The following is a 23,069-nucleotide window of genomic DNA, read 5'->3' on the forward strand; positions in this document are numbered from 1 at the left end:
GGATCCGTGACGTCTCGTCACGACCCATGCTTCGCACCGGGTAGGCCGCGTGGATGCACCTGCGGATAAACGGATTGTCCGGGGCTCCGGCCAGGGCCTAACCTCCCCCGGTGCTGATTCGGGAGTTCGTCGACCGGGACTGGTCTCAGGTGTGGCCGATCATCGAGGAGGTGATCCGGGCCCAGGAAACGTTCCCCTACGACCCGACGATGACCGCCGAGCAGTCGTACGGCATGTGGGTCGAGGCGGCGCCGGCGCGGACCGTCGTGGCGGTCGACGGCGAACGGGTACTGGGCACCGCGAAGATGGGCACCAACCGGCCCGGGCCGGGCGCGCACGTGTCCACCGCGAGCTTCATGGTCGCCGCCGACACGCGGGGCCGGGGCGTGGGCACCGCGCTGTGCCGCGACGCCCTCACCTGGGCCCGCCGGCAGGGGTACGCCGGCATGCAGTTCAACGCCGTGGCGGAGAGCAACAGTTCGGCGGTGCGGCTGTATCGGCGGGAGGGCTTCGAGGTGGTCGGGACCGTGCCGGGCGCGTTTCGTCACCCCGCCCTCGGCCGGGTCGGCCTGCACGTGATGTATCAGGAGTTCTGACCGCCCCCGCTCGGCTCGCTCAGGAGGCCACAGTGGTGGTCGGCGTCTCAACCAACGGTGCCGCCGGCCGGGGCCGGGCGCAGTTTGGGCTGGCCGGCGGCCGGCTCCGCGCCGGCACGGCGGATCGGGGTGAAGAGGGCGCCGACCGCGACCAGCAGGCACCCCGCGCCGGCCGTGAGTGTGACCGCCGGCGCACCGTAGCGGCCGGCGGCCCAGGTCAGCACGACAGCGCCGGCCGGACCGAGGGCGTAGTGCGTGCTCCAGAACGCCGACGTGACCCGGCCCAGCAGGTGATCGGGGGTGATCTCCTGCCGCAGGGACATCGAACAGATCCCGCCGACGCTGAGACAGCACAGGTACACCGCGGTCAGCGTGGTGACCGCGGGCACGGTGGTGGCGAGGCCGACCCCCGCCACGGCGAAACCGCAGATCGCGTGCGCGCCGATCCAGGTGGCGCCGAAGCCGCGGCGGCGGCGCAGCGGCGCCACCAGCAGCGCGCCGGCGACCGTGCCCAGCGCCGCCAGGCCGAGCACCGTGCCGACGGTGCCCTCCGAGCCGCCGAGGTCGTGCGTGACGTGATAGATCAGCACGTCGACGAAGCCGTAGGTGAGGAAGATGAAGACCGACAACAGGACGGTCAGCGCGCGTAGGACGGGCTGTCGCCACAGGAACCGCGCCCCGGCCAGGAACTCAGCCAGCGGGCGTTGCCGGGCCACCCCCTCGTCCACCTGGACGGGGCGCAGTCGGATCAGCCACAGGCCGGCCGCCGAGAGCGCGAAGCTCGCCGCGTTGACGGCGATGGCGGTGGCCGGGCCGAAGCGGGCCGCCACCACACCGGCGAGCAGCGGCCCGAGGACGGCCGCCGACGCGTACGTCGCCTGCAACCGCCCGTTGGCCTCGGTGATCCGGTCGGAGTCGACGAGGTTGCGGACCGCGGTCACCGCGGCGACCTGGAACAGCATGCCGGCCGCCTCGCAGATGGGCAGCACGACGAAGAGCAGCCAGACCTGCGGGCCCGCGAGCCACGCCAGTGGCACCAGGGCGTAGAGCACCAGCCGGGTCAGGTCCGCCACGATCATCAGGGTGCGCCGGTCGTACCGGTCGACCAGCACCCCACCGAAGATCCCGGCAACGACCGACGCCGCGCCCGCGACGGCGGTGAGCAGGCCCATCTGCGCCACCGACCCGGTCGCCTGGAGCACCAGCAGCGGCACCGCCAGGTAGGCGAACGAGTCGCCGGCCGCCGAGAGCGACTGGGCGACCCAGTACGTGCCGAAGGTCCGGTCCCGCCAGAGCGGAGCCCGACCAGCGGCGACGGATCGGCTCATCGCGCCAAGGGTAGTGAACGCGCCCCTCCTGCGCCGGCCGTGGCGGGCGTCACATCGCTGCCATGTCACGAACCGACGAGCGCCACGCATCTCGTGGTCGTCAGTCCGATCAGAGAGGCGGAACAATGAGCACAGCGCATCGACAGGTCCCGGCGGGCACACACCGCGTACTGATCCTCGGCGCGGGCTACGCGGGCATGGCCGCGGCGACCCAACTGGCGGCCCGGACCAGGCGGGCCGACGTGCAGGTGACGGTGGTCAACGCGCAGGAGCGGTTCACCGAGCGTCTCCGGCTGCACATGACGGCGACCGGTCAGCGGCTCGCCGAGCTGGACATCCCTGAGCTGCTGGCGGGAACCGGTGCGCAGTTCGTGCGCGGCTGGGTGACGGCGGTGGACGCCCACGCGAAGACCGTCCGTGTCGACGACAGTCGGGTGCTGCGCTACGACACCCTGGTCTACGCGTTGGGCAGCGTGACGGACACGGCGGCGGTCCCGGGCGTCGAGGAGCACGCGTACGCCCTGGACGGTCCGAGCGGCGCGACCACGCTGGCGGACCGGCTGGCACGGCTCGGTGCCGGCACGGTCGTCGTGGTCGGCAGCGGGTTGACCGGGGTCGAGGCGGCCGCGGAGATCGCGGAACGGCACCCGCAGATCGGTGTCACGCTGGTGGGCCAGCAGGACCCGGGAGCGAGCATGAACCCGAAGGCCCGGGCGTACCTGCGGGGCGCGCTGACCCGCCTCGGCGTCCAGGTGATCACCGGAGCGGCGGTCACCAGGGTCCGGCCCGACGGGGTCGAACGGGCCGGTGCGGAAACCGTGGCGGCCGACGTCATCCTCTGGACGGGTGGTACCCGGGTGGCGCCGCTGGCCGCCGCCGCCGGGTTGACCGTCGACGAACGCGGTCGCGTCGTCACCGACTCCGCGTTGCGGTCGGTGTCGCACCCCGACGTGTACGCGATCGGCGATGCGGCAGCGATCCGGCAGGGTTACGGCGTGCTGCACGGCACCTGCCAGAGCGGGATGCCGACCGGTGTACACGCGGCGGTGTCGATCGCCCGCGCGCTGCGGGGCAGGCAACCCAGGCCGTTCCGGTTCGGTTACTACCACACGCCGGTGAGCCTGGGCCGTAACGACGCGGTCGTGCAGTTCACCCGCCCCGACGAGAGCCCTCGCCGCGGATGTCTGACCGGGCGGATGGCGGTCTGGTACAAGGAGACCGTGAGCGCTTCGCCCTGGCCGACCTACCGTCGCATGTCGCGGTTGCCCTCCTCGGGAGCGTTCTGGCCGCGCGGCGGCCGCTTCACTCGCCTGCGGGACGCGCGGTGACGCACCCGCCGGACGCCGACGAGCAGGTGTTCCACAGTCATCGCAACCTGCTGTTCTCGGTGGCCTACCGGATCCTCGGCAGCGCGGCCGATGCCGAGGACGCGGTGCAGGACGCCTGGATCAGCTGGTCCTCGGCAGACCGCTCCCAGGTCGCCGACCCCAGGGCGTACCTTGCCCGCATCGTGTCGAACGTCGCGTTGCAGCGCCTGCGCTCGGCCCGGCACCACCGTGAGACCTATCCGGGGCCGTGGTTGCCCGAACCCGTCCTGACCGATGGGGACGCCGCCGACGCCGTCACCGAGGCGGAGTCGGTGTCGATGGCGATGCTGGTGGTACTGGAGACGCTCAGCCCGCTCGAACGTGCCGTGTTCGTCCTGCGGGAGGTCTTCGACTTCAGCCACGCGGAGATCGCGGCGGCGGTGGAGCGCTCCGAGGCGGCGGTCCGCCAGACCGCCCACCGGGCTCGCGAGCACGTGCGAGGCCAGCGGCAACGTTTCACGGCGGACCGGTCGCAGCAGCGTGGGGTCACCGAGCGATTTCTCGCCGCCTCGACCGGTGGCGACATCAACACCCTGCTGGAGCTGCTGTCCCCGGACGTCACGTTGTGGACCGACGGTGGCGGCAAGGTCCGCCAGGCCCTGCGACCCATCAGGGGTGCGGCAACGGTCGCCGCGTGGTTCGCGGCCATCGGCACGGTCACCTACCAGGGCGTCGCGCCGCACGACATGCGTGCCGCCCTGGTCGAGATCAACGGGGGGCCGGGTCTGGTGTTCAGCGGTGGGGGTCGGGTGGTCGCCACCGTCTCCCTCGACATCGACGCCGGCGGTCGCATCACCGCCATCCACAACGTCGCCAACCCCGACAAGCTTCGCGCCGTCGCCGACGGCACCACCCACCACCTCGCGCCGCGGTGAGCCGGCCGGCTCACCGTCAGCCGGTGCTGGTGAGGTCGGTGGTCGCCGCGAGTTCCGTGACCACGTCCAGGAAGCGGTGCAGCGCGGGCGCGGTGTTGCCCGCCAACCACACCATCTCGGTGTACGCGTAGGCGCCGGACAGCGGAACGAACACCACGCCGGTGCGGCGAAGACTCGCCGCCGAGCAGGCGAGCCGGGTGACGCCGAGACCGGCGGCGACCAGGCCGAGGAGGCTCTGCACGCCGGCCTCCTCCTGAACGACGGTCGGTACGAAGCCCGCTTCCCGGAACTGCTCCTCGTAGGCGCGGTGCCAGGGTTCCCAGGAGCTGCGCGGGGTCATGACCCACGGTTCGTTCGCCAGGTCGGCGAGGGTCAACTCGTCGCGCCCGGCGAGCGGGTGGCCCTCGGGCAGCACCGCGCAGACCGGTTCGGTCGTCAGTCTCCTGGACTCCAGGCCGGGAACGAGCGGGGTCCGGGTGAAGGCGGCGTCGAACCGCCCGTCGAGGACGCCCTGCACCAGGGTCGCGATGCTGGTGGACTCGGTGGCCACGTGCAGGTCGGGGAGGTGGTGGCGGACTGCCCGGACCACCGGGGGCAGCAGGTGGTTGGCGACGGTGGTCAGGAAGGCGAGCCGGAGGGTGCCGACCTCACCCCGCCGGGCCCGTTCCACGACGGCGACGGCCTGCTCGGCGCGGTCGGTGACGGCGCGCGCCTCGGGCACGAACAGGGCGCCGATGTCGGTGAGGGTGGTGCCGCGGCTGTCACGGTCGAACAGTTTCGCCCCGAGGGCGCGTTCCAGGGCGGTGATCTGCTGCGACAGCGACTGCTGGGCGATCATCAGGCGGACGGCGGCCCGGGTGAAGCTCAGCTCCTCCGCGAGGACCAGGAAGTACCGCAGTTGTCGCAGCTCAGGCGTCGCCACAGGAACAGACTGTAGCCACGCCAGGAAGAGCGTGTTGGCCGTCCGCTCAGACCTCCGCGCACGATCGGTGCGAAGGGCGGCACCGGTACCGCGAACCGGCACGGCCACGTGAGGACACCAACCGAAGGAAGACGTTCATGTCGGAAACACGCGTCAACACACCGTTCAACGCCCGATCCACCGCCGCCGACGTCGTGGCCGGTGTCGACCTGACCGGGCGACGCGCCATCGTCACCGGTGCCTCGTCGGGCATCGGCGTGGAGACCGCCCGGGCGCTCGCCACGGCGGGCGCCGAGGTGACCCTGGCGGTACGGGACGTGCGGGCCGGAGAACGGACGGCGCGGAAGGTCGGCGCCGGGACCGGGAACCGGCTGCTCCGGGTCGCGCCGTTGGACCTGTCCGACCAGCGGTCGGTCGCCGCGTTCGTGGCCGCCTGGGACGGGCCCCTGCACATCCTGGTCAACAACGCCGGGGTGTCGGCGACCCCCGAGATGCGCACAGCGGAGGGTTGGGAGTTGCAGTTGGCCACCAACCACCTCGGTCACTTCGCACTCGCCAACGGGCTGCACCGGGCGCTCGCCGAGGCCGGTCGGGCCCGTGTGGTGTCGCTGAGTTCCATCGCCCACGTTTCGGCCCCGATGTTCTTCGAGGACGTCAACTTCCGGGCACGCGCCTATGACCGTCTGCTCGCCTACGGCGAGTCGAAGACCGCCACCGCGCTGTTCGCGGTCGAGGCGAACCGGCGCTGGGCCGGCGACGGCATCACCGTCAACGTGGCCAACCCGGGGGCGGTCGCCACGAACCTGGGACGGCACCTCACCGAGGAGGACTATGCACAGCTTCCGGCGTTCGACTTCAAGACCCCGCAGCAGGGGGCCGCGACCTCCGTGCTGCTCGCTGCGGGGCCGCAGCTGGAGGGCATCGGCGGCCGGTACTTCGAGGACTGCCAGCAGGCGGTGCGCCACGACCCGGCGGACCCGCTGAGCGGCGTCGCCGACCACGCGATCGACCCCGCGGCGGCGGCGCGACTGTGGCAGCTCTCGCTCGACCTGTTCGCCGGTGCGCAGCGTGTCTGAACGTCCGGAAACGGCCGCGGGATCCCCCGCGGCCGTTTCCGGACGACGCGAAACGCTCAGCCCTTGCGCAGCGGAGCGAGCGCCGTGCTCCAGGCGACCACCTGGTCGAGCGTGGCGGTCAGCGAGTCCTGGTGGAACTGGTTGGGCTTGAAGACGCTGAAGTTCTCGAAATCGGTGAAGAGCGACAGCGCGACCTGTGAACGCACGTCGGCCATCTGGAGCTCGCCGGAGATCAGACGCAGGTGCTCCACGGCGCGCGTCCCGCCGACCGAGCCGTAGCTGACGAAGCCCACGGCCTTGTTGTTCCACTCGGCGTAGAGGAAGTCGATCGCGTTCTTCAGGGCGCCCGAGGTCGAGTGGTTGTACTCGGGGGTGACGATGATGAACCCGTCGAACGACGCGATCGTCTCGGCCCACCGCTTGGTGTGCGGCTGGGTGTACTGGCCCATCGAGGGCGGGTACGCCTCGTCGAGGTGCGGCAGCTGGTAGTCGAGCAGGTCGATCAGCTCGTACTCCGCGTCGGAGCGCTGCTTGGCGATCTCGAGCACCCAACGGGCGACGGCCTCGCCGTTACGCCCCGGGCGGGTGCTTCCGAGGATGATCCCGATCCTGGTCATGTGTGGCGCCTTTCAGAGGGTCCTTGCCTGACGACGGGAAACGCTAACCGGAGCTTGATTGGTCAAGCAAATATGTGGCCTATGGGCGTGGTCACACGGAGGGTAAGCATTTGCTCAGTCAAACAAGTACGATGGGAGGATGCCCAACCCCTCCGCAGCGACTCCGCAACCCCTCACCCCGGACGAGGAATCCCTGGTCCGCGCCCTGGGCCAGGTGATGCACGTCCTGCCCCGCGCGATCGACGCGGACATGGTCGGTGACCGTCAACTACCGCTCACCGAGTACACCGCGCTGATGAACCTCTCCGAGACACCGGACCGGCGGATGCGCATGAACGAGCTGGCCGCGCTCTGCTACCTCTCCCTCAGCGGCATGACCCGCACGATCATCCGGCTGGAGACGCAGGGCCTGGTCCGACGGGAACGGTGCGAGGAGGACGCGCGCGGCTGGAACGCCGTCCTCACCGACGCGGGCTACGCCCGCCTGCAGGAGGCCTGGCCCAGCCACCTGGCCGCCGTACGCCGCCGGTTCCTCCAGCACTTCGAGGGCTTCGACCTCGCCCAGCTGGCCCACGCGTTCCAGCGGGCCGGCACGGCAGAGCCGACCGACTGAGCCGTGAACAGCAGCGCGACTCAGAACTCCCATCCGCCCTATTGCACGCGTCAGCGTGCCCGCCGACCAAACGCGACAGCGGTCACCGGGCCGGAGCGTGGGCGGCGAGCGGGTTGGTGAGGGTGCCGACGAACTGGAGCGCCGCCGACGGGTCGGCCAGGTCGATCATCTGCTGGTTGTTGCGCAGTTGCAGCCGGTTGAGGCAGGACAGCGTGAACTCCGGGGCGAACAGGTCGTAGTGGCGGACCCTCTCGGCCAGGTGCGGCACCCGGTCGAAGTAGTCGGCGGCGCAGGCCGCGACAGTGCGCCAGAAGTCGTCCTCGGCGAGCACGCCGGCCTCGACCAGGACCGCGTTGAGGTGCCGCAGGAAGCAGTCCACCACGTCGGTGAAGATGGTCAGCAGCTTGGTGTCGTCGGGCACCTCGACGCGGATCCGCTCCACCGCCGACGGCAGCTCGACCTTGTCACTCATCACCGCGATCTCCTCGGCGATGTCCTTGAAGATCACACGCTGGACGATGTCCTGCTCGTCGAGGACCAGGATGACGTTCTCGCCGTGCGGCATGAAGGCCAGGTCGTGCGCGTAGAAACTGTGCAGCAGCGGGGTCAGGTAGGCGTCCAGGTAGCGACGCAGCCATTCCTCGGGCGCCAGGCCGGACCGGGCGATCAGCGCCGCCGCCAGTGAGCCGCCCTCGTCGTCGACGTGCAGCAGCGCGGCCATGGTGGACAGTCGCTGCCCCGGTGCCAGCCCGGGCACCGGGCTCTCCCGCCACAGGGCGGCCAGCATCTTGCGGTACGGGGAGGTGCGCTCGGTCGCCGCCTCGTACTGCCGGTGCCGGTAACCCACAGCGGCTCGCTCCCGGATGACGGTCAGGCCGGTGCCGGTCAGCACCTCGTCGGCGGCGATCAGGCCGGCCAGCCAGTCGTTGATCGCCGGGGTGGCCTCCATGTACGCGGCCGACAGCCCCCGCATGAAGCCCATGTTCAGCACCGACAGCGCGGTCTTGACGTAGTGCCGACCCGGCTCGCTGACGTTGAAGAAGGTGCGGATCGACTGCTGGGCGAGGTACACGTCCGGCCCGGGGCCGAGGTGCACCAGCCGTCGCTCGGCCAGCTCACCGGCGAAGGTGACCGCCAGCTTGTTCCACCACTGCCACGGGTGCGCCGGGATCAGGTGGTAGTCGGCGAGATCCAGCCCGAGATCGGCCATCGTGGCCGCGAACCGGGCCCGGGTATCGGCGTCCAGCTCGCTCTCCATGAGCGTGTCGTAGTCGAGGTCGGCGGCGCTGCTGAACGTGGAGTGGTCCCGGTGCGCGGCCAGCCACTCCAGCCGCACCGGCGCGGCGGCCTCCGGGGCGTACCGGTGGTACTCGTCGACGCCGAAGCCGAGCCGGCCGTTGTTCGCCACGAAGCAGGGGTGGCCCTCGGTCATCGAGGTCTCGATGGTCTGAAAGTCCGCCTCGGCCAGCTCGGCGGCGCTCGGCGCGGCCTGGGCCAGCTTGTACGCCGTACCCGCCAGCGTCGAGGTGATCTCCTCCAGGTAGACCGGGAGCACCCGCGCGGAGAGCCCGAGCGTGTCGCGCAGTTCGACGACGAGGTCCACCGCGTCCGGGGCCAGGGAGGTGCCGTCGCGGTGTCGGGTGATGCTGTCCGCGTCGATCTGCCAGTGCGCCAGGGCGAGCACCCGCGCCGCGAACCGGTAGGTGACACTGCCGTCGTCGCTGCGGACCTCGTACCACTGCCGGTCGTCGGGGCCGGCCACGGCCTCCGGGGCGAGCAGCCGCTCGTGGGTGAACTCGGCGAGCGCCTTGCGGACCAGCAGCCGGTTGGCCCGGGCCCAGCGCTGCGGGGTGAGGTGCCCGACCGGGTCGCCGGAGGCGTTGTACGCGGTGGCGACGGGCGGGTGGGTGGGGACGGCGGTGGTGGTCACGCCGGGGCTCCTTCGGTTCGGGTGACGGCGGCGCGGTCGGCGGCGGCGCGGTCGGCGGCGGCGGCCTGGAACTGGGCTCGGGTGCAGACGCTGAGCAGCGCGTCCTTCTCGGGCTTGGCGATCGGACCGACGACGGTGAAGCCGACGGCGGCGTTCAGCGCGTGCACGGCGGTGTTGCGCACGTCCGGTTCGACCACCACCCGCCGGGTCGTCGGGTCGTCGAAGAGCCACGCCATGACGGTGCCGATCACCGCCCGGGTGAAGCCGTGCACGGGCGCGTCGACCGGCGCGCAGAGGAAGTGCATACCCACGTCACCGGGCTGGTGGTCGTACAGGCCGACCAGTTCGACGTGGGCCGGGTCGTAGCGCTCCGCGAGGAAGGCGGGACTCCCCCGCCACAGGCCGAGGTACGCGTCGTGGTGCGGGTGCTCGGCGATGCGCCGGTACTCCTCGGTGACCTGGGCCAGGTCGGCGTCCTGCATCATCCAGAACGCCGCCTTCGGGTGGGTCACCCAGGCGTGCAGCAGCGCGGCGTCGGCGTTCGGATCGAGCGGCCGCAGCGCGAACTCACCGAGCCCCTCGTCGACCCGGGTGAAGACGCTGGTCACGACGACACCCCGAACTCCTGGAAGGTGATGCTCTTCTCGATCGGATAGTGCTCCCGGCCGAGCAGCTCGCGGATGATCCAGGAGTTGCGGTAGGCGCCCATGCCCAGGTCCGGTGAGGTGATGCTGTGCGTGTGGGTGCCCGCGTTCTGCAGGAAGATGCCCCGCCCGCTGTGGTCGATGCTGTAGTTGCGGGCCACGTCGAAGCGGCCGTGCGCGTCCCAGCGGATCCGGTCCCGCACCGGCGTGAGGAACTCCGGCACCCGGTAGTGGTAGCCGGTGGCCAGCACCAGACCCTCGGTACGCAGCACGAAGTCGTGCTCCTGCTCCACCTGACGCAACCCCAGCGTGTACTGCCCGTCCTGGTGCTCGGCGCTGACCAGCTCGGTGTTGGTGAGCAGGCGGGTGTTCACCGGCCCGTCCACGCTGTGCGCGTAGAGCAGGTCGAAGATGTCGTTGATCAGGTCGGCGTTGATCCCCTTGAACAGGCCCTTCTGCTCGGACTCCAGCCGGTAGCGGGTCACCTCGGGCAGCGCGTGGAAGTAGTCCACGTAGTCCGGTGAGGTCATCTCCAGCGTCAGCTTGGTGTATTCGAGCGGGAAGAACCGCGGCGACCGGGTCACCCAGTTGAGCTGGTAGCCGTACCGGTCGATGTCGCCGAGCAGGTCGTGGTAGATCTCGGCGGCGCTCTGCCCGCTGCCCACCACTGTGATGCTGCGCTTGGTACGCAGCGCCGTGCGGTGCTCCAGGTAGTGGGAGTTGTGCACGGCGTCGCCGGGCAACTCGGCCACGGCCGGGGGCAGGTGCGGCGGGGTGCCGGTGCCGAGCACCAGATGCCGGGCCCGGTACTCCACGGTCTCCCCCGTGCCGGTGCTGGCCCGCACCACGTACCGCTCGTCAACGGGGTCGTACTCCACAGTGGTCACGCTCTGACCGAAGCGCAGGTTCGGCAGTTTCGCCGCCGCCCACCGGCAGTACGCGTCGTACTCACTGCGCAGCGGGTAGAAGCTCTCCCGGATGTAGAACGGGTAGAGCCGGCCGATCTCCTTGAGGTAGTTGAGGAAGGAGTACGGCGACGTCGGGTCGGCGAGGCTGACCAGGTCGGCGATGAACGGGGTCTGCAACCGGGCCGACTCCAGCAGCATCCCGGGGTGCCAGGCGAGGCTCGGCCGGGCCTCCAGGAACACCCCGTCGAGGTCGTCGATCGGCGCGGTGAGGCAGGCCAGGCCCAGGTTGTACGGGCCCAACCCGATGGCGATGAAGTCGTGGGTGGACATCGGGGTCTCCAGGCGCGGATTCGTGGTCACCGGCGTCAGCCGACGGGGCAGGTCAGGTCGGCGTCGACGTGGTCGTGCACGTACTGACCGGCGTGGGTGGCGATCAGGTCGAGCACGTACCCGACGTCGTCGACGGTGGTGGCCGGGTTGAGCAGGGTGAACTTCAGGAAGTGCCGGCCGTCCACCCGGGTCCCGGCGACCACGGCGAGACCGGACGCCGCCAGGGCCTCCCGGGCGTGCAGGTTGGCGGCGTCGGCCAACTCCCGGCCGGGGCCGGTGGGCAGGTAGCGGAACACCACCGTGCTCAGCTCCGAGCGCGTCACCACCTCGAAGCGCGGGTCCTCGCTGACCAGTTGCCAGGCGTCGACGGCGCGGTCGACGACCTCGTCGAAGAGCCCGCCGAGCGCGTCCGGGCCCATCACCCGCAGGGTGAGCCAGAGCTTCAGCGCGTCGAAACGGCGGGTGGTCTGCAGGCTCTTGTCGACCTGGTTGGGAATGCGCTGCTCCACCATCCGGGCCGGGTTGAGGTAGTCGGCATGGTAGGTGACGTGCCGCAGCGTCCGCCGGTCGCGGACCAGCAGCGCGCTGGAACTGACCGGCTGGAAGAACGACTTGTGGAAGTCGACGGTGACCGAATCGGCCCGCTCGATGCCGTCGAGCAGGTGCCGGCGCGTCGGCGAGACGAGCAGACCGCAGCCGTACGCGGCGTCCACGTGCAGCCACACGCCGGCTGCCGCGCAGATCGCGGCCAGGTCCGTGAGCGGGTCGATCGAGCCGAAGTCGGTGGTACCGGCGGTGCCGACGACGGCCATCACCACCAGCCCGGCCTGCCGGCACCGGGCGATCTCCTCGCGGACGGCGGCCGGCCGGATCCGTCGCCGGGCGTCGGTGGGCACCGCGATCACCGCGTCCGGGGCGAGGCCGAGCAGTTTGGCCGACTTCTGCACGCTGAAGTGACCGGCTGCGGAGGTGAGCACGCGCAGCCGGGGCAGCAGTTCGGCGCGCGCCGCCGGGCCGATGGCGTCGACGCACGCCTCCTCCCGGGCCAGCAGCAGCGCCTGGAGGTTGGACTGGCTGCCGCCGCTGGTGAAGATGCCGTCGGCGCGGGAGCCGAGGCCGATCCGCTCGGCCGTCCAGTCGATCAGCCGGCGCTCGATGAGGGTGGCCCCGGCGCTCTGGTCCCAGGTGTCCAGGGAGGAGTTCACGGCGGTGAGCACCGCCTCACCGAGCAGTGCCGGGATGGCCACCGGGCAGTTGAGGTGGGCCAGGTAGCGGGGGTGGTGGAACCAGACGGCGTCGCGCAGGTAGACGTTCTCCAGCTCGTCGAGGGCGGCGCCGGCGTCGCCCAGCGGACGGTCCAGGTCCACCCGGTCGACCAGGGGGGCCAGCTCGGCCGGCGTGATCCCGGTGCCGGGACGGTCCACGGTGGCCACCCGGCGGGCGACCCGGTCGACGCCGTCGGCGATCGTCCGGCGGTACTGCTCGACCGAGCCGCCATGCAGCAGCTGGGCCCGCGCGGCGGTTGACGCCGGTGGCGGCGTGGTGGTCTCGGCGGGGTACGTCGGCACGGTCACTGGTAGTCCTTCCACGTTCTGGACGAGGGCAGCCGGAACCCACCCCAGGCGCGGCGGTGCGCCTGGGGGATGTGGTGTTCGTCAGCTGACCTTTTTCGCGTTCCGGATGGCGGTGGCGAGGTTCTCCAGTAACGGCGCGGAGCCGGCGTACGAGAAGCGGGGTACGGCGTCCCACGGGCTCACCTGGTTGGCCTTGACCGCCGGCAGTTGCTGCCAGGTCGGCTTGGCGGTGAGGTCCTTGGCCTGTAGCGCGGTGCTGCGGTTGTCCAGCAGGATCAGGTCGGCCGGGAACTTGCCGGCGCTCTCCCAGCTCAGCGCCTCGAAGTAGTCGCCGGATTCGAGCTTGGTGGGGACCACGATGTCGACGCCCAACTCGGAGAAGTACATCAGGTCGGTGCTGACCTTCGGGTTGGAGACGTAGAAGAGGTCGGGGCTGCCGGAGCAGGCCATCACCTTGATCCCTGGGTTGGCCTTGACCGCCTGCCGGACCGCCTCGGCGGCGGCGTCGAAGCGGGCCTTTCCGTCGGTGACCTTCTTCGCGGACAGGTCCGCGCCGAGCGACTCGGCCAGCGCCGCGTACCGCTCGATGGGCTTGGTCATCGGCACCCGGGCGGTGGTGATCGCCACACTGGGCGCCAGCGGAAGGATCTTGGCCTTGCTCTCGTCCGGCACGTACCAGAGCGCGTCCGGGTCGTACATGTGGGTGACCAGCAGTTCGGGGCGCAGCGCGGCGTACTTCTCCAGGCTGAACTCGCCCCACACGTTGCCGAGGATCTCGACGCCCTCGACGTTCAGGTCGCCGGCCTGCGGGTCGGCGGTGCCGTCGGCGCGCTTGGTCTCACCGAACACGCCCACGAGCTGCTTGTCGAGACCGAAATCGATCAGAGCCGCCGCCACACCGGTGAAGGCCACCACGCGGGCAGGACGGGCCGGGGCCTCGACCTTCGTGCCGCGGTCATCGGTGAACGACCAGGGGCCACTTCCGTTGCCGGCGGCGGGTTTCGCGGCATCGTCCTTGCCGCAGGCGGCGAGCAGGGTGGCCAGCGTGGCAGCGCCACCGGCGGCCAGCAGGCCACGGCGGGAGAGGCGACGGGCGGACAGAGCATCGGGCATGGTGTTGTCTTTCGATCAAGGGTTGGCCGGGGTCGACCGGGGCAGCGGGGTTAGGTTAGCCTAACCTCGGTCATTGTCAACAGCGGTTCGCCGTGTCGCCACCACCCCGGAGCCCACACTGGACGCCACACCCACCGTCACCCGACCGGCACCGCCCGTGCCGGCCAGGGGAACGGCCGCACCCCCTCGCCGGCGTGGCCGTCGGGCCGCCCGCGCCGCCGGCCTGGTCGCCGCCGTGGCACTGCTCGCGGTGATCGTGGTGCTCAGCATCGCGGTCGGCGCGAAGGCGATGCCGCTCGCCGACGTCTGGTCCGGGTTGCTGCACCGCGACGCCACCGAGTACGCCGTGGTGCACCGGATGCGCCTGCCCCGCACCCTGCTCGGGCTGCTCGCCGGTGCCGCCCTCGGGGTGGCCGGCGCGATCATGCAGGCCCTCACCCGCAACCCGCTAGCCGACCCCGGGCTGCTCGGCATCAACGCCGGCGCGTCCGCGGCCGTCGCCACCGCCGCCGCGTTCCTGGGCGTCACCGCCGTCGGCGGGTACGTCTGGTTCGCGCTGCTCGGCGCGGCGGCGGTGACCGCGCTCGTCTACGCCGTCGGCGGCGGACGCGGCGCCACCCCGGCCCGACTCGCGCTGGCCGGGGCGGCGCTCAACGCCACCCTCTACTCCTACGTGAGCGCGGTGATGCTGCTGGACACCGCGTCGCTGGAGCGGCTGCGTTTCTGGACGGTCGGCTCACTGGCCAGCGCGGACTCCGCGACCGTCACCCGGGTGCTGCCGTTCATCCTCATCGGGCTGCTGGTCGCGCTCGGTGCCGCTCGTCCGCTGAACGCGCTGGCGCTCGGCGATGACGCGGCGCGAGCCCTCGGCGCGCGACCCGCGCTGATCCGCGCCGCCGTGATCGTCGCCGTCACCCTGCTCTGCGGCGCGGCGACCGCCGCATGCGGGCCGATCGTCTTCGTCGGGCTGCTGGTGCCGCACCTGGTCCGCGCCCTGACCGGCCCGGACCTGCGCTGGCTGCTGCCGTACTGCGCGGTGCTCGCACCCGCGTTGCTGCTCGGCGCCGACGTGCTCGGCCGGGTGTTGGGCCGCCCCGGAGAACTCCAGGTCGGCATGGTGACCGCCGTGCTGGGCGGCCCGCTCTTCCTGTGGCTGGTCACCCGCCGACCGGTGGCGCAACCGTGACAGTTCTGCGGACTTCATGGGGATTGTCGCTGCGGTTTCGGCCCCGCGCGTTGGGCGTCGGGGCCGGCGCGGCGGTGCTTGCCGCCGGGTTCGGTCTGGTGGCCCTGGGCAGTGGTGACTACCCGATGGGACCGGCGGACGTGCTACGCACGCTGACCGGCGGTGGCACCGTGGCGGAGCAGTTCATCGTGCTCGAGCTGCGCCTGCCCCGACTGGTCACCGCCCTGTTGGTCGGTGCGGCACTGGCTCTCGCCGGCACGGTGTTCCAGTCGCTGGTTCGCAACCCGCTTGGCAGCCCGGACATCCTGGGCTTCACCCAGGGTGCATCGACCGGCGCGCTGGTGGTGGTGGTCCTCGGTGGCAGCAGCCTGGCGTTGGCCGGCGCGGCGGTCGTCGGTGGCCTCGGCACCGGTCTGGTGATCTACGCCCTCGCCTGGCGGCGCGGAGTGCACGGCTACCGGCTCATCCTGGTCGGCATCGGGGTGGCCGCGATCCTGACCGGCGTCAACGGCTACCTGCTGACCCGGGCGCCCCTGATGGAGGCCGCCCGCGCGGTCCTCTGGCTCACCGGCAGCCTGGACGGGCGAGGCTGGGCCAACGCCGGGCCGCTGCTCGTCGTCCTGGTCGTGTTGGCGCCGCTGGTGCTCGTCGGCTGCGCCCCGGCGCTGCGGATGATGGAGTTGGGCGACGACGCGGCCAGCGCCCTGGGCGTGCCGGTACGCCGGCTGCGCCTGGTGCTGCTCGCTGCCGCCGTGCTGCTGGTCTCGTTCGCGGCTGCCGCCGCCGGGCCGGTGTCCTTCGTGGCGCTCGTCGCCCCGCACGTGGCGAAACGACTGACCCGGGCCCCGGGTCCGAACCTGCTGCCGTCGATGGCCGTCGGCGCGGCACTGCTGGTCGGGGCCGACCTGGTGGCGCAGCGCGCGTTCGCCGGGCACCAACTCCCGGTCGGCGTGGTGACCGGCGTGATCGGCGGCGGCTACCTGGTCTGGCTGCTGGCGATGGAACGTCGGGCGGGCCGGCTGTGAACACCCGTGACGCCCTCGAAGGAGCACCCATGCGACCCGGCGAATCCCGACTCGGCGGCACCGCGCTGACCCTCGCCTACGACCAGCGCACCATCGCCGAGAACCTGACCGTGGCGGTGCCCGACCGGTCCTTCACGGTGATCATCGGCCCGAACGCGTGCGGCAAGTCGACGCTGCTGCGCGCCCTGTCCCGGATGCTGCGCCCCAGCGCCGGTGCGGTGCTGCTGGACGGACGGGACATCCACGATCTGCCGGCCCGCAAGGTGGCCCGTACGCTCGGCCTGCTGCCGCAGTCGTCGATCGCACCGGACGGCATCAGCGTCGCCGAGCTGGTCGCCCGGGGTCGCTACCCCCATCAGGGGTTGCTGCGGCAGTGGTCCCGCGAGGACGAGCGGGTGGTCGAGGAGTCGATGGCCGCGACCGGGGTCGACGACCTCGCCGACCGGGCGGTGGACGAGTTGTCCGGCGGGCAGCGGCAGCGGGTCTGGATCGCCATGGCGCTGGCCCAGCAGACGCCCCTGCTGCTGCTCGACGAGCCGACCACGTACCTCGACATCGCCCACCAGATCGAGATCCTGGACCTCTGCGCCCGGTTGCACGAGGAGCAGGGCCGCACCCTTGTCGCGGTGCTGCACGACCTGAACCACGCGGCCCGCTACGCCACCCACCTGATCGCCATGCGCGACGGGCGCGTGGTGGCCGCCGGGGAGCCGGCGTCGGTGGTCACCGCCGACCTGGTGGCGGAGGTGTTCGGGCTGCCCTGCCGGGTGATCGACGACCCGGAGACGGGAACCCCGCTGGTCGTCCCCGCGGCCCGACGCCGCGCCACCACCCTGGCCCCGGAGCCGGCGTGAGCGGGCAGAGCGAGCGAGCCAGCAAGCACCGCAACGAGCGCCGTTTCCGCGACCCGTGGGGGGTGCCGCACCTGCGGGCCGACGACCCGCTCGGGCTGGCTGCGGCGCAGGGCCGGGTGACCGCGTACGACCGGGCCTGGCAGATCGAGGTGGAACGGCACCGCGCCCAAGGCACCAGCGCGGCCTTCCTCGGCCCCGACGCGCTCGGCTGGGACCGGTTCGTGCGGCAGGTCCGGCTCGACGACACCGCACGCCGGTGCCACGCGGCACTGGACCCGGCGACCGCCGAGTGGGTGGGCGTATACGTGGACGGCGTCAACGCCGCTCTCGCCGCCGGGGCGGCCCGGTCACCGGAGTTCGCCGCCACCGGGCTGCGCCCGGGTCGGTGGGAGCCGTGGACGCCGCTCGCGGTCTGGCTGGGTCACCACATCCTGTTCGCCGGGTTCCCCGGCAAGCTCTGGCGCGAGCACGTGGCGCAGCGGCTCGGGCCGGACGCGATCGACCTGTTCGCCACCGACGGGCCGGCCGTGGCCGGCAGCAACGGGTGGCTGCTCGCCGCCGAGCGCACCGGCACCGGGGCCGCGCTGCTCGCCGGCGATCCGCACCGGTTCATCGAGGATCCCGGCGTCTACCAGCAGATCCGGCTGGCCTGCCCGGAGTACGACGTGGTCGGGTTGGCGGTGCCGGGTGTGCCGGGCATCGCGCACTTCGGGCACACCGGCGCGGTGGCCTGGGCGATCACCAACGCGATGGCCGACTACCAGGACGTGTACGCGGAGCGGCTGCGCCGCGACGGCCCCCGGGTGCAGGCGCTCGGCCCGGACGGCTGGCGACCGGCGCACCGCCACGTCGAGACGATCGAGGTGGCCGGGGCCGAGCCGGTCGAGGTCGAGGTGGTGGAGACCGATCGTGGTCCGGTGATCGCCGGCGGGCCGGACGACGAGAGTGCCGTCAGCCTGCGCTACCCGCCCCGGGTCCGGGGCGACCTCGGTTTCGCGACGCTGCCCGAGCTGCTGCGCGCCCGCACCGTGGCCGATGTGGACCACGCGCTGCGGCACTGGGTGGAGCCGGTCAACGTGGTGCAGGCGGCGGACACCGCCGGAGGGCTGTTGCACCGGGTCGCCGGGGCGGTGCCGGTGCGGCACCCGGAGAACGGCCGGCGGGTGGTCCCCGGATGGGACTCCGCGTACGCCTGGCAGGGCTGGCACGCGCCGATGCCCCGCGCCGAGGTGGTCGGTCGGTCGGTGATGGCCAACGAGCGCGGGCTGGCGGCGCCATTCGGAGTGGAGTTCGCCCCACCGCACCGGGCGCGTCGCATCGCCGAGCTGCTCGACGCCCGTTCGGCCTGGACGGCCGACGAGATGGCCTCGGTGCACACCGACACGTACCTGGGCGCGGCCGGGGCGCTGCTGGCGGTCCTCGGCGAGTCGACGGAACTCGGTCCGGCCGCCGCCGCGCTGCGTGAACGACTGCTGCGCTGGGACCGCCGGATGGCCGCCGACAGCACGGACGCGGCGGCCTACGCCCTCCTGCGGGCGGCTGTCGTACGCCGGATCGCCGCCCACCCGGCGCTGGCCGAGCTGGCCGAGCTGCCCGCGTACCCCGAGGTGTTCGCGCCCTGGCTGGCGCTGACGCCGCGCGTCGGTCACGCGCTGGAGCACCTGCTCGGCACGACCCCGTTGCCCGGTGTGGACATCACCGCGCTGGTGCGCGCGGCGGCCGAGGAGGTCGCCGACGCGGCAGCCGGGCAGGTGCCCTGGGGGGACCTGCACCGGCTGGCGCCGTGGCGGGCCCTGCCCGGACCGGACGCCGGGCCCGGCCCCCGGCTCGGCGGTGACCACGACTGTGTGTTGGCCACCTCCAGCGTCCCCGGGGTCACCCACTGGTGCTTCCGGGGGCCGGCGGCGCGCTTCGTCTGGGACCTGGCCCGCCGCTCGGGCAGCCGCTGGGTGGTCCCGCTGGGCGCCTGCGGGGTGCCCGGCGATCCGCACCACAATGACCAGAGCGCCGCCTGGCTGGCCGGGGACCTGCTGCCGGTCGTCACGGACTGGGACCAGCTCGCCGAGGAACTCCACTGACGGCACCGGCCGCCGCTCGGGGTGTTTCGCGCACCCCGAGCGGCGGCCGGCCGCAGTGCTGTCAGCGCAGGCCGAACGCCCGGCTGATGCTCTGGCTCACGGTGTTGCCGGCGGTGTCGCGCGCCGTGGTGCGCAGGCTCACGAAGCCGGCCTTCGCCGGTGCGGCCAGCGAGGTACGCCAGCCGTCGCCGTGCCGGGTCAGCCGCTGCTTCTGCCAGGTCGCCCCGTCGTCGTAGGACACCTCGACGGTCACCGCGCCGATCGTGCCGGTGACGTCGGGCAGGTGGGAGGCGACAACGGTCAGCGGTGCCCGCCGCGACGCCCTGCCGGCGGAGTCGATGGCCACCTGGTAGTCGAGCTGGATCATCGGCAGCACCTCGGCCGACTCCTCCCCGGTGACCGACGAGTGGAAGCCCCACTCGGTGCGGGTCTGCCGGGAGTACGGGTTGGTCCACGCGGCCCGGTCGTTCTCCACCACCAGCCGGTACGGCAGTCGCTGGGACGCCAGCCCGGAGACCTGGAGGTACTCGGCGTTACCCCAGTTCAGCTCCTTGTCACCCTGGTAGAGGGTGGTCCGGTTGACCATGTCGTAGTTCGCGTACGCCTCACCGATGTGCCCGCCCCCGTCGCCCCAACCGGGTGCGGGCAGGTAGACGGTGTCCAGGTACCGGACCGGCACGTAGCTGCCGCCCATCCGGGGTCGCTGGATCGGCCCGAACCAGGTGACGGCGCTCGGCTTGCCGGCCGGGTACGTGGTCACCGCCATCAGGTGCTGACCGGTCTCGCCGGCGATGAACGCGTCGTCGATCCACCGCTGGTCGGCGCTCACCCAGTCGGTGCGTCGGCCCTGCGCCGGGGCCGGCTCCTGGTTGCTCGACGCCCAACCGCGCCAGACGTCGGTGCGGAACTCCAGCGCCTTGCCCTGGCGGTAGTTGCGGAACTCCACGTCGACCCGGGCCAACTGCCGCTTCGTGGGCCGGTAGGTGGGGTCGGCCGGAACCGTGCCGGTCCAGTGGTGCGCCACGTCGTACAGGTAGGTGGTCTCCGGGCGCGACTCGACGGTGAGCCGCACCGGGCCGCGCTCCAGCGCGGCGATGAGCTGCCCACCCTCGTCGGCGCCGAGGGTCGCCACGGTCACCGGGGCCGGACTCTCCGGACTCCACGGTGCCTCGTCCCACGGCTGGAGCCGACCGACGCCGTCGTTCACCACGAGCAGCACCTTCGCTCCGGCCGCCGCGGCGGCCTGCGCCTGGGTGGCGATGTCCACGCTGTCACTGCGGCGCACCACCACGGCTCGATCCCGGACCGGACGCTTCGCTAGCCCCGTCGCCGATGCGTCGGCGACGTAGACCGCGTCCAGCTGACGACGACCGGCCGGCAGCGCCGGGGTCGCCCGCTTCACCAACAGATCGTCGTACGAGCGACCGCCCGCCGAAACGGTCAGGGCCGGCTGCTCCAGCCGCCAGCGGGCACCGAACTCGAACTCGCCGTCGGTCACCGGACGGCTCGTCGGCAACGCCCACATGCTGTCGTACGAGTCGTCGGGCAGCACCTGGCTCTCGGTGAGACCGTTCTTCGTGGACCGGTGGATGTCCATCCGCAGCGCGCTGGCGGTGGCCTCCTGCGGCACCCGGGCCTGCACCTGTCGGGCGGCGCGCGCGTCCAGGGTGACGGTGCGGTCGCGGTCCAGGTTCACGTCGGTGAAGCTGAGCATCGCCATGCCCTTGGAGTGCGGCCCGTGCGCGCCGCGCACGTCCGCGGAGATCCAACCGTTCCAGCTTCCCACCGGCAGCCGCAGCGTGGCGTTGCCGCTCTCGGGCAGATCCACGGCGGTGAAGAGGGTGTCGGCGGTGAGGATGACCTTGCCGACGAGCGGCTTGCCGTCGCGGTCCTTGGCGACCAGCGTCAGATTCTGCCGCTGGCCCTCCTTGCCGGCGCCGATCAGGGTGCGGCCACGCACCGCACCGGCGTCGTCGGTGGCGACGATCATGCCGCTGACCTGCTTCTCCACCGGCAGCTTGTCGTACGCGGCGGTCACCGTGACGGCGGCGGTGCCGCCCGCGGGCACGCTGACCCGGTCGGCGGAGAGCGCGAACAGGCCGGCCGGCGCGGTGGCCGCGTCGAGGGCCAGCTTCAGGTCGACCGACGCGCTGCCGAGGTTGGTGTAGGTGACCGTACGGTCGACGGTCCTGCCCGGCTGCTGCGGCCACGCCTGGAAGCCGGAGTAGGCACTCGGGGTGGCGAAGACGGTGGCATGCGCGGCGGCGACCGCGTCGACCCGGCCGGCACCCGCCTGGTACGGGGTGTACTCAGGGGTGGCCTTGACCGTGCTGACCAGCGCTTCCTTGATCCGCTGACCGGTCCAGTCCGGGTGCACGGCGGCGACCAGCGCAGCCGTGCCGGCCACGTGCGGGGTCGCCATCGACGTACCGCTCATCAGCGTGTAGTCGCCGGAGCCGCCCCGCACCAGGTGCGAGCGGGCCGCCAGAATGTCCACGCCGGGGGCGGTGATCTCGGGCTTGAGCCCGCCGTCGCCGGCGCGCGGACCCTGGCTGGAGAAGTCGGCGAGGTGGTCGGTGTTGTCGACAGCGCCCACGGTCAGCGCGGAGTCGGCGGCACCCGGGCTGCCGATGGTGGCCGGGCCGCTGTTGCCGGCGGCGATCACGAAAAGGGCGCCGGTCTCGGCGCTGAGTCGCTCGACCGCCTGGCTCATCGGGTCGCTGCCGTCGGTGGCCTCACCGCCCAGGCTCATGCTGACCACCCGGGCCTTCTGCTCACGGGCCGCCCACTCCATGCCGGCGATGATCCACGAGTTCTGTCCGCTGCCCTCGCTGTTGAGCACCTTGCCGATGTGCAGGCGGGCACCCGGGGCGACGCCCCGCTCCGCGCCACCGGACGCGGCGCCGGTGCCGGCGATCGTCGAGGCAACGTGCGTGCCGTGGCCCTTGTAGTCGAGGATGTCGGGCTCCTCGGGCACGAAGCTGCTGGACTCGGCGATCTGGCCGACGAGATCCGGGTGTTCGGCGTCCGCGCCCGAGTCGAGCACCGCGACGTCGACACCGGCGGCGGTGTTGCCCTCGGCCCACATCTTCGGCGCGCCGATCTGCGCGGTGGACTCGGCCAGGTCCGCGTGCACCCGACCGTCCAACCAGACCTTGGCGATGCCGTTGGCCAGGGTCGGGGCGTCACCCGTACGTCGGGTCGAACCGGCGGTCAGCGCGGTCCAGAACCGGTCGGCGGTGGCGCGCTGGCGGGTCAGCGCCGCGCCCTGCACGCTGTCCAACGGTCGGACCAGTTCGGCGCCGTCGACGGTGGGGCGGGTGCGGTTGCGGGCCGCCGCGTCGGTCATCGTGACGATCAGCGGAAGCGCGTCGGTGTGCGCGTCGTCGTAGCCGTCGGCGATGAGGTCGGTGACGTTGAACAGTTGCCGGTCCAGCACACCACTGGTCACGTAGGACAGCGCGGCGTCCGGGTAGACGTAGGTGTCGCCGTCGCGCACCGTGCGGTGGAAGCTCGGGGTGCTGCCGTCCGGCCGGCGCACTGTCGACACCGTGCTGCCGTCCGCCGCGGTGGTGACGGTGACCGTGTCACCGGTGATCAGGGTGACGGTGGACGCGCGTCCGGCGGCGGCCGGAGGTTGACCCGCCGGGCGGTCGGGATTGTTCGGCGGGGCGGCGGCCGCTCCCGCGCCGGGTGGGGTGAACCCGGCCGCCAGGGTGAGGGCGGCGCCGAGGGCGATCAGCCCGGATCGGCGGCGCCGGTGAGACAGAGCCACGATGACCTCTTTGTGTCGAGAAGTGGTACGCACCACAGCATCGACGCAGAGCCCACCCCGACCGCCCACCGCGCCCCGACGCACTTACGCCATGGCGCAACCCCGCCACCCTCCCCCGCCACCCTCCCCCGCCCCCACACTCACCCCGACCCCGCGTCCCGCCTTGACCACCGTCGATCTTGCACTTTCTGTCGCGACCAAAGTCGCGAATCCGGACGCATCGACAACCGCAAGTGCAAGATCGGCGGGGCGGGCGGG

Annotated in this window: 18 protein-coding genes; 9 read left to right on the forward strand and 9 right to left on the reverse strand. The window is 72.2% G+C overall.

The features are described from left to right. The first annotated feature begins 110 nt into the window (after positions 1–110). On the forward strand, positions 111–596 hold the full coding sequence (locus ACFYP0_RS03455) for a GNAT family N-acetyltransferase (RefSeq protein ID WP_356978484.1): 486 nt from the start codon (positions 111–113) through the stop codon (positions 594–596). Positions 597–643: 47 nt separating this feature from the next. On the opposite strand, the gene ACFYP0_RS03460 is transcribed toward ACFYP0_RS03455, so the two are convergent. Next, positions 644–1,924, reverse strand: a complete 1,281-nt coding sequence (locus ACFYP0_RS03460; protein WP_356978486.1) for an MFS transporter — start codon at positions 1,922–1,924, stop codon at positions 644–646. A gap of 125 nt (positions 1,925–2,049) precedes the next feature. Between ACFYP0_RS03460 and ACFYP0_RS03465 the strand changes: the two genes are divergently transcribed. Further along, entirely contained in the window at positions 2,050–3,252 is a 1,203-nt protein-coding gene (locus ACFYP0_RS03465) for an NAD(P)/FAD-dependent oxidoreductase (protein WP_356978488.1), read from the forward strand. Continuing rightward, complete coding sequence (locus ACFYP0_RS03470; RefSeq protein WP_356978490.1) at positions 3,249–4,166, forward strand: RNA polymerase sigma-70 factor; 918 nt, start codon at positions 3,249–3,251, stop codon at positions 4,164–4,166. Before ACFYP0_RS03465 ends, ACFYP0_RS03470 begins: the two co-directional genes overlap by 4 nt. Positions 4,167–4,182: 16 nt before the next feature. On the opposite strand, the gene ACFYP0_RS03475 is transcribed toward ACFYP0_RS03470, so the two are convergent. Continuing rightward, positions 4,183–5,088 carry a LysR family transcriptional regulator gene (locus ACFYP0_RS03475; RefSeq protein ID WP_355497891.1) on the reverse strand — a complete coding sequence of 302 codons (906 nt, stop codon included), beginning with the start codon at positions 5,086–5,088 and terminating at the stop codon, positions 4,183–4,185. Between the two features lie 137 nt (positions 5,089–5,225). Between ACFYP0_RS03475 and ACFYP0_RS03480 the strand changes: the two genes are divergently transcribed. Beyond that, positions 5,226–6,164 (forward strand): SDR family NAD(P)-dependent oxidoreductase, encoded by a 939-nt coding sequence (locus ACFYP0_RS03480; protein ID WP_355497888.1) that lies wholly within the window; start codon positions 5,226–5,228, stop codon positions 6,162–6,164. Between the two features lie 56 nt (positions 6,165–6,220). Here ACFYP0_RS03480 and ACFYP0_RS03485 read toward each other — a convergent pair whose 3' ends face one another. After that, entirely contained in the window at positions 6,221–6,781 is a 561-nt protein-coding gene (locus ACFYP0_RS03485) for an NADPH-dependent FMN reductase (RefSeq protein ID WP_112589991.1), read from the reverse strand. A 139-nt stretch (positions 6,782–6,920) separates the two neighbouring features. On the opposite strand from ACFYP0_RS03485, the gene ACFYP0_RS03490 reads away from it, so the two are divergent. Next, positions 6,921–7,394, forward strand: coding sequence for a MarR family winged helix-turn-helix transcriptional regulator (locus ACFYP0_RS03490; RefSeq protein ID WP_355497885.1), 474 nt, complete (start codon positions 6,921–6,923; stop codon positions 7,392–7,394). An 82-nt stretch (positions 7,395–7,476) separates the two neighbouring features. Here the strand turns inward: ACFYP0_RS03490 and ACFYP0_RS03495 are convergent, their stop codons facing one another. From ACFYP0_RS03495 to ACFYP0_RS03515, 5 genes are all read right to left on the reverse strand, one after another. Further along, complete coding sequence (locus ACFYP0_RS03495) at positions 7,477–9,324, reverse strand: IucA/IucC family protein (protein ID WP_355497882.1); 1,848 nt, start codon at positions 9,322–9,324, stop codon at positions 7,477–7,479. Continuing rightward, the gene (locus ACFYP0_RS03500) at positions 9,321–9,932 is read right to left on the reverse strand and encodes a GNAT family N-acetyltransferase (RefSeq protein ID WP_386994196.1); all 612 of its coding nucleotides are present in this window, start codon (positions 9,930–9,932) and stop codon (positions 9,321–9,323) included. Before ACFYP0_RS03500 ends, ACFYP0_RS03495 begins: the two co-directional genes overlap by 4 nt. Further along, positions 9,929–11,206, reverse strand: coding sequence for a lysine N(6)-hydroxylase/L-ornithine N(5)-oxygenase family protein (locus tag ACFYP0_RS03505; RefSeq protein ID WP_356978582.1), 1,278 nt, complete (start codon positions 11,204–11,206; stop codon positions 9,929–9,931). Before ACFYP0_RS03505 ends, ACFYP0_RS03500 begins: the two co-directional genes overlap by 4 nt. 35 nt (positions 11,207–11,241) lie before the next feature. Next, positions 11,242–12,780 carry a pyridoxal phosphate-dependent decarboxylase family protein gene (locus ACFYP0_RS03510; protein WP_386994198.1) on the reverse strand — a complete coding sequence of 513 codons (1,539 nt, stop codon included), beginning with the start codon at positions 12,778–12,780 and terminating at the stop codon, positions 11,242–11,244. 81 nt (positions 12,781–12,861) lie between these two features. After that, positions 12,862–13,893, reverse strand: coding sequence for an ABC transporter substrate-binding protein (locus ACFYP0_RS03515; protein ID WP_356978498.1), 1,032 nt, complete (start codon positions 13,891–13,893; stop codon positions 12,862–12,864). 73 nt (positions 13,894–13,966) lie between these two features. Here ACFYP0_RS03515 and ACFYP0_RS03520 point away from each other — a divergent pair, with 73 nt between their 5' ends. From ACFYP0_RS03520 to ACFYP0_RS03535, 4 genes are read left to right on the forward strand one after another with little or no spacing between them, the layout of a single operon-like run. After that, complete coding sequence (locus ACFYP0_RS03520; protein WP_386994200.1) at positions 13,967–15,079, forward strand: FecCD family ABC transporter permease; 1,113 nt, start codon at positions 13,967–13,969, stop codon at positions 15,077–15,079. Beyond that, the gene (locus ACFYP0_RS03525; protein ID WP_124855983.1) at positions 15,076–16,104 is read left to right on the forward strand and encodes a FecCD family ABC transporter permease; all 1,029 of its coding nucleotides are present in this window, start codon (positions 15,076–15,078) and stop codon (positions 16,102–16,104) included. Before ACFYP0_RS03520 ends, ACFYP0_RS03525 begins: the two co-directional genes overlap by 4 nt. Positions 16,105–16,133: 29 nt before the next feature. Next, positions 16,134–16,958 (forward strand): ABC transporter ATP-binding protein, encoded by an 825-nt coding sequence (locus ACFYP0_RS03530; protein ID WP_124855981.1) that lies wholly within the window; start codon positions 16,134–16,136, stop codon positions 16,956–16,958. Continuing rightward, a complete protein-coding gene (locus tag ACFYP0_RS03535; protein ID WP_356978500.1) occupies positions 16,955–19,036 on the forward strand; it encodes a penicillin acylase family protein in 2,082 nt (693 codons plus the stop codon). Before ACFYP0_RS03530 ends, ACFYP0_RS03535 begins: the two co-directional genes overlap by 4 nt. A 61-nt stretch (positions 19,037–19,097) precedes the next feature. On the opposite strand, the gene ACFYP0_RS03540 is transcribed toward ACFYP0_RS03535, so the two are convergent. Continuing rightward, positions 19,098–22,811 (reverse strand): S8 family serine peptidase, encoded by a 3,714-nt coding sequence (locus ACFYP0_RS03540; protein WP_356978502.1) that lies wholly within the window; start codon positions 22,809–22,811, stop codon positions 19,098–19,100. Positions 22,812–23,069: the final 258 nt, after the last annotated feature.

This window comes from Micromonospora arida (genome assembly GCF_042873195.1).
In the GTDB taxonomy this organism is placed as follows: Bacteria; Actinomycetota; Actinomycetes; order Mycobacteriales; family Micromonosporaceae; genus Micromonospora; species Micromonospora arida.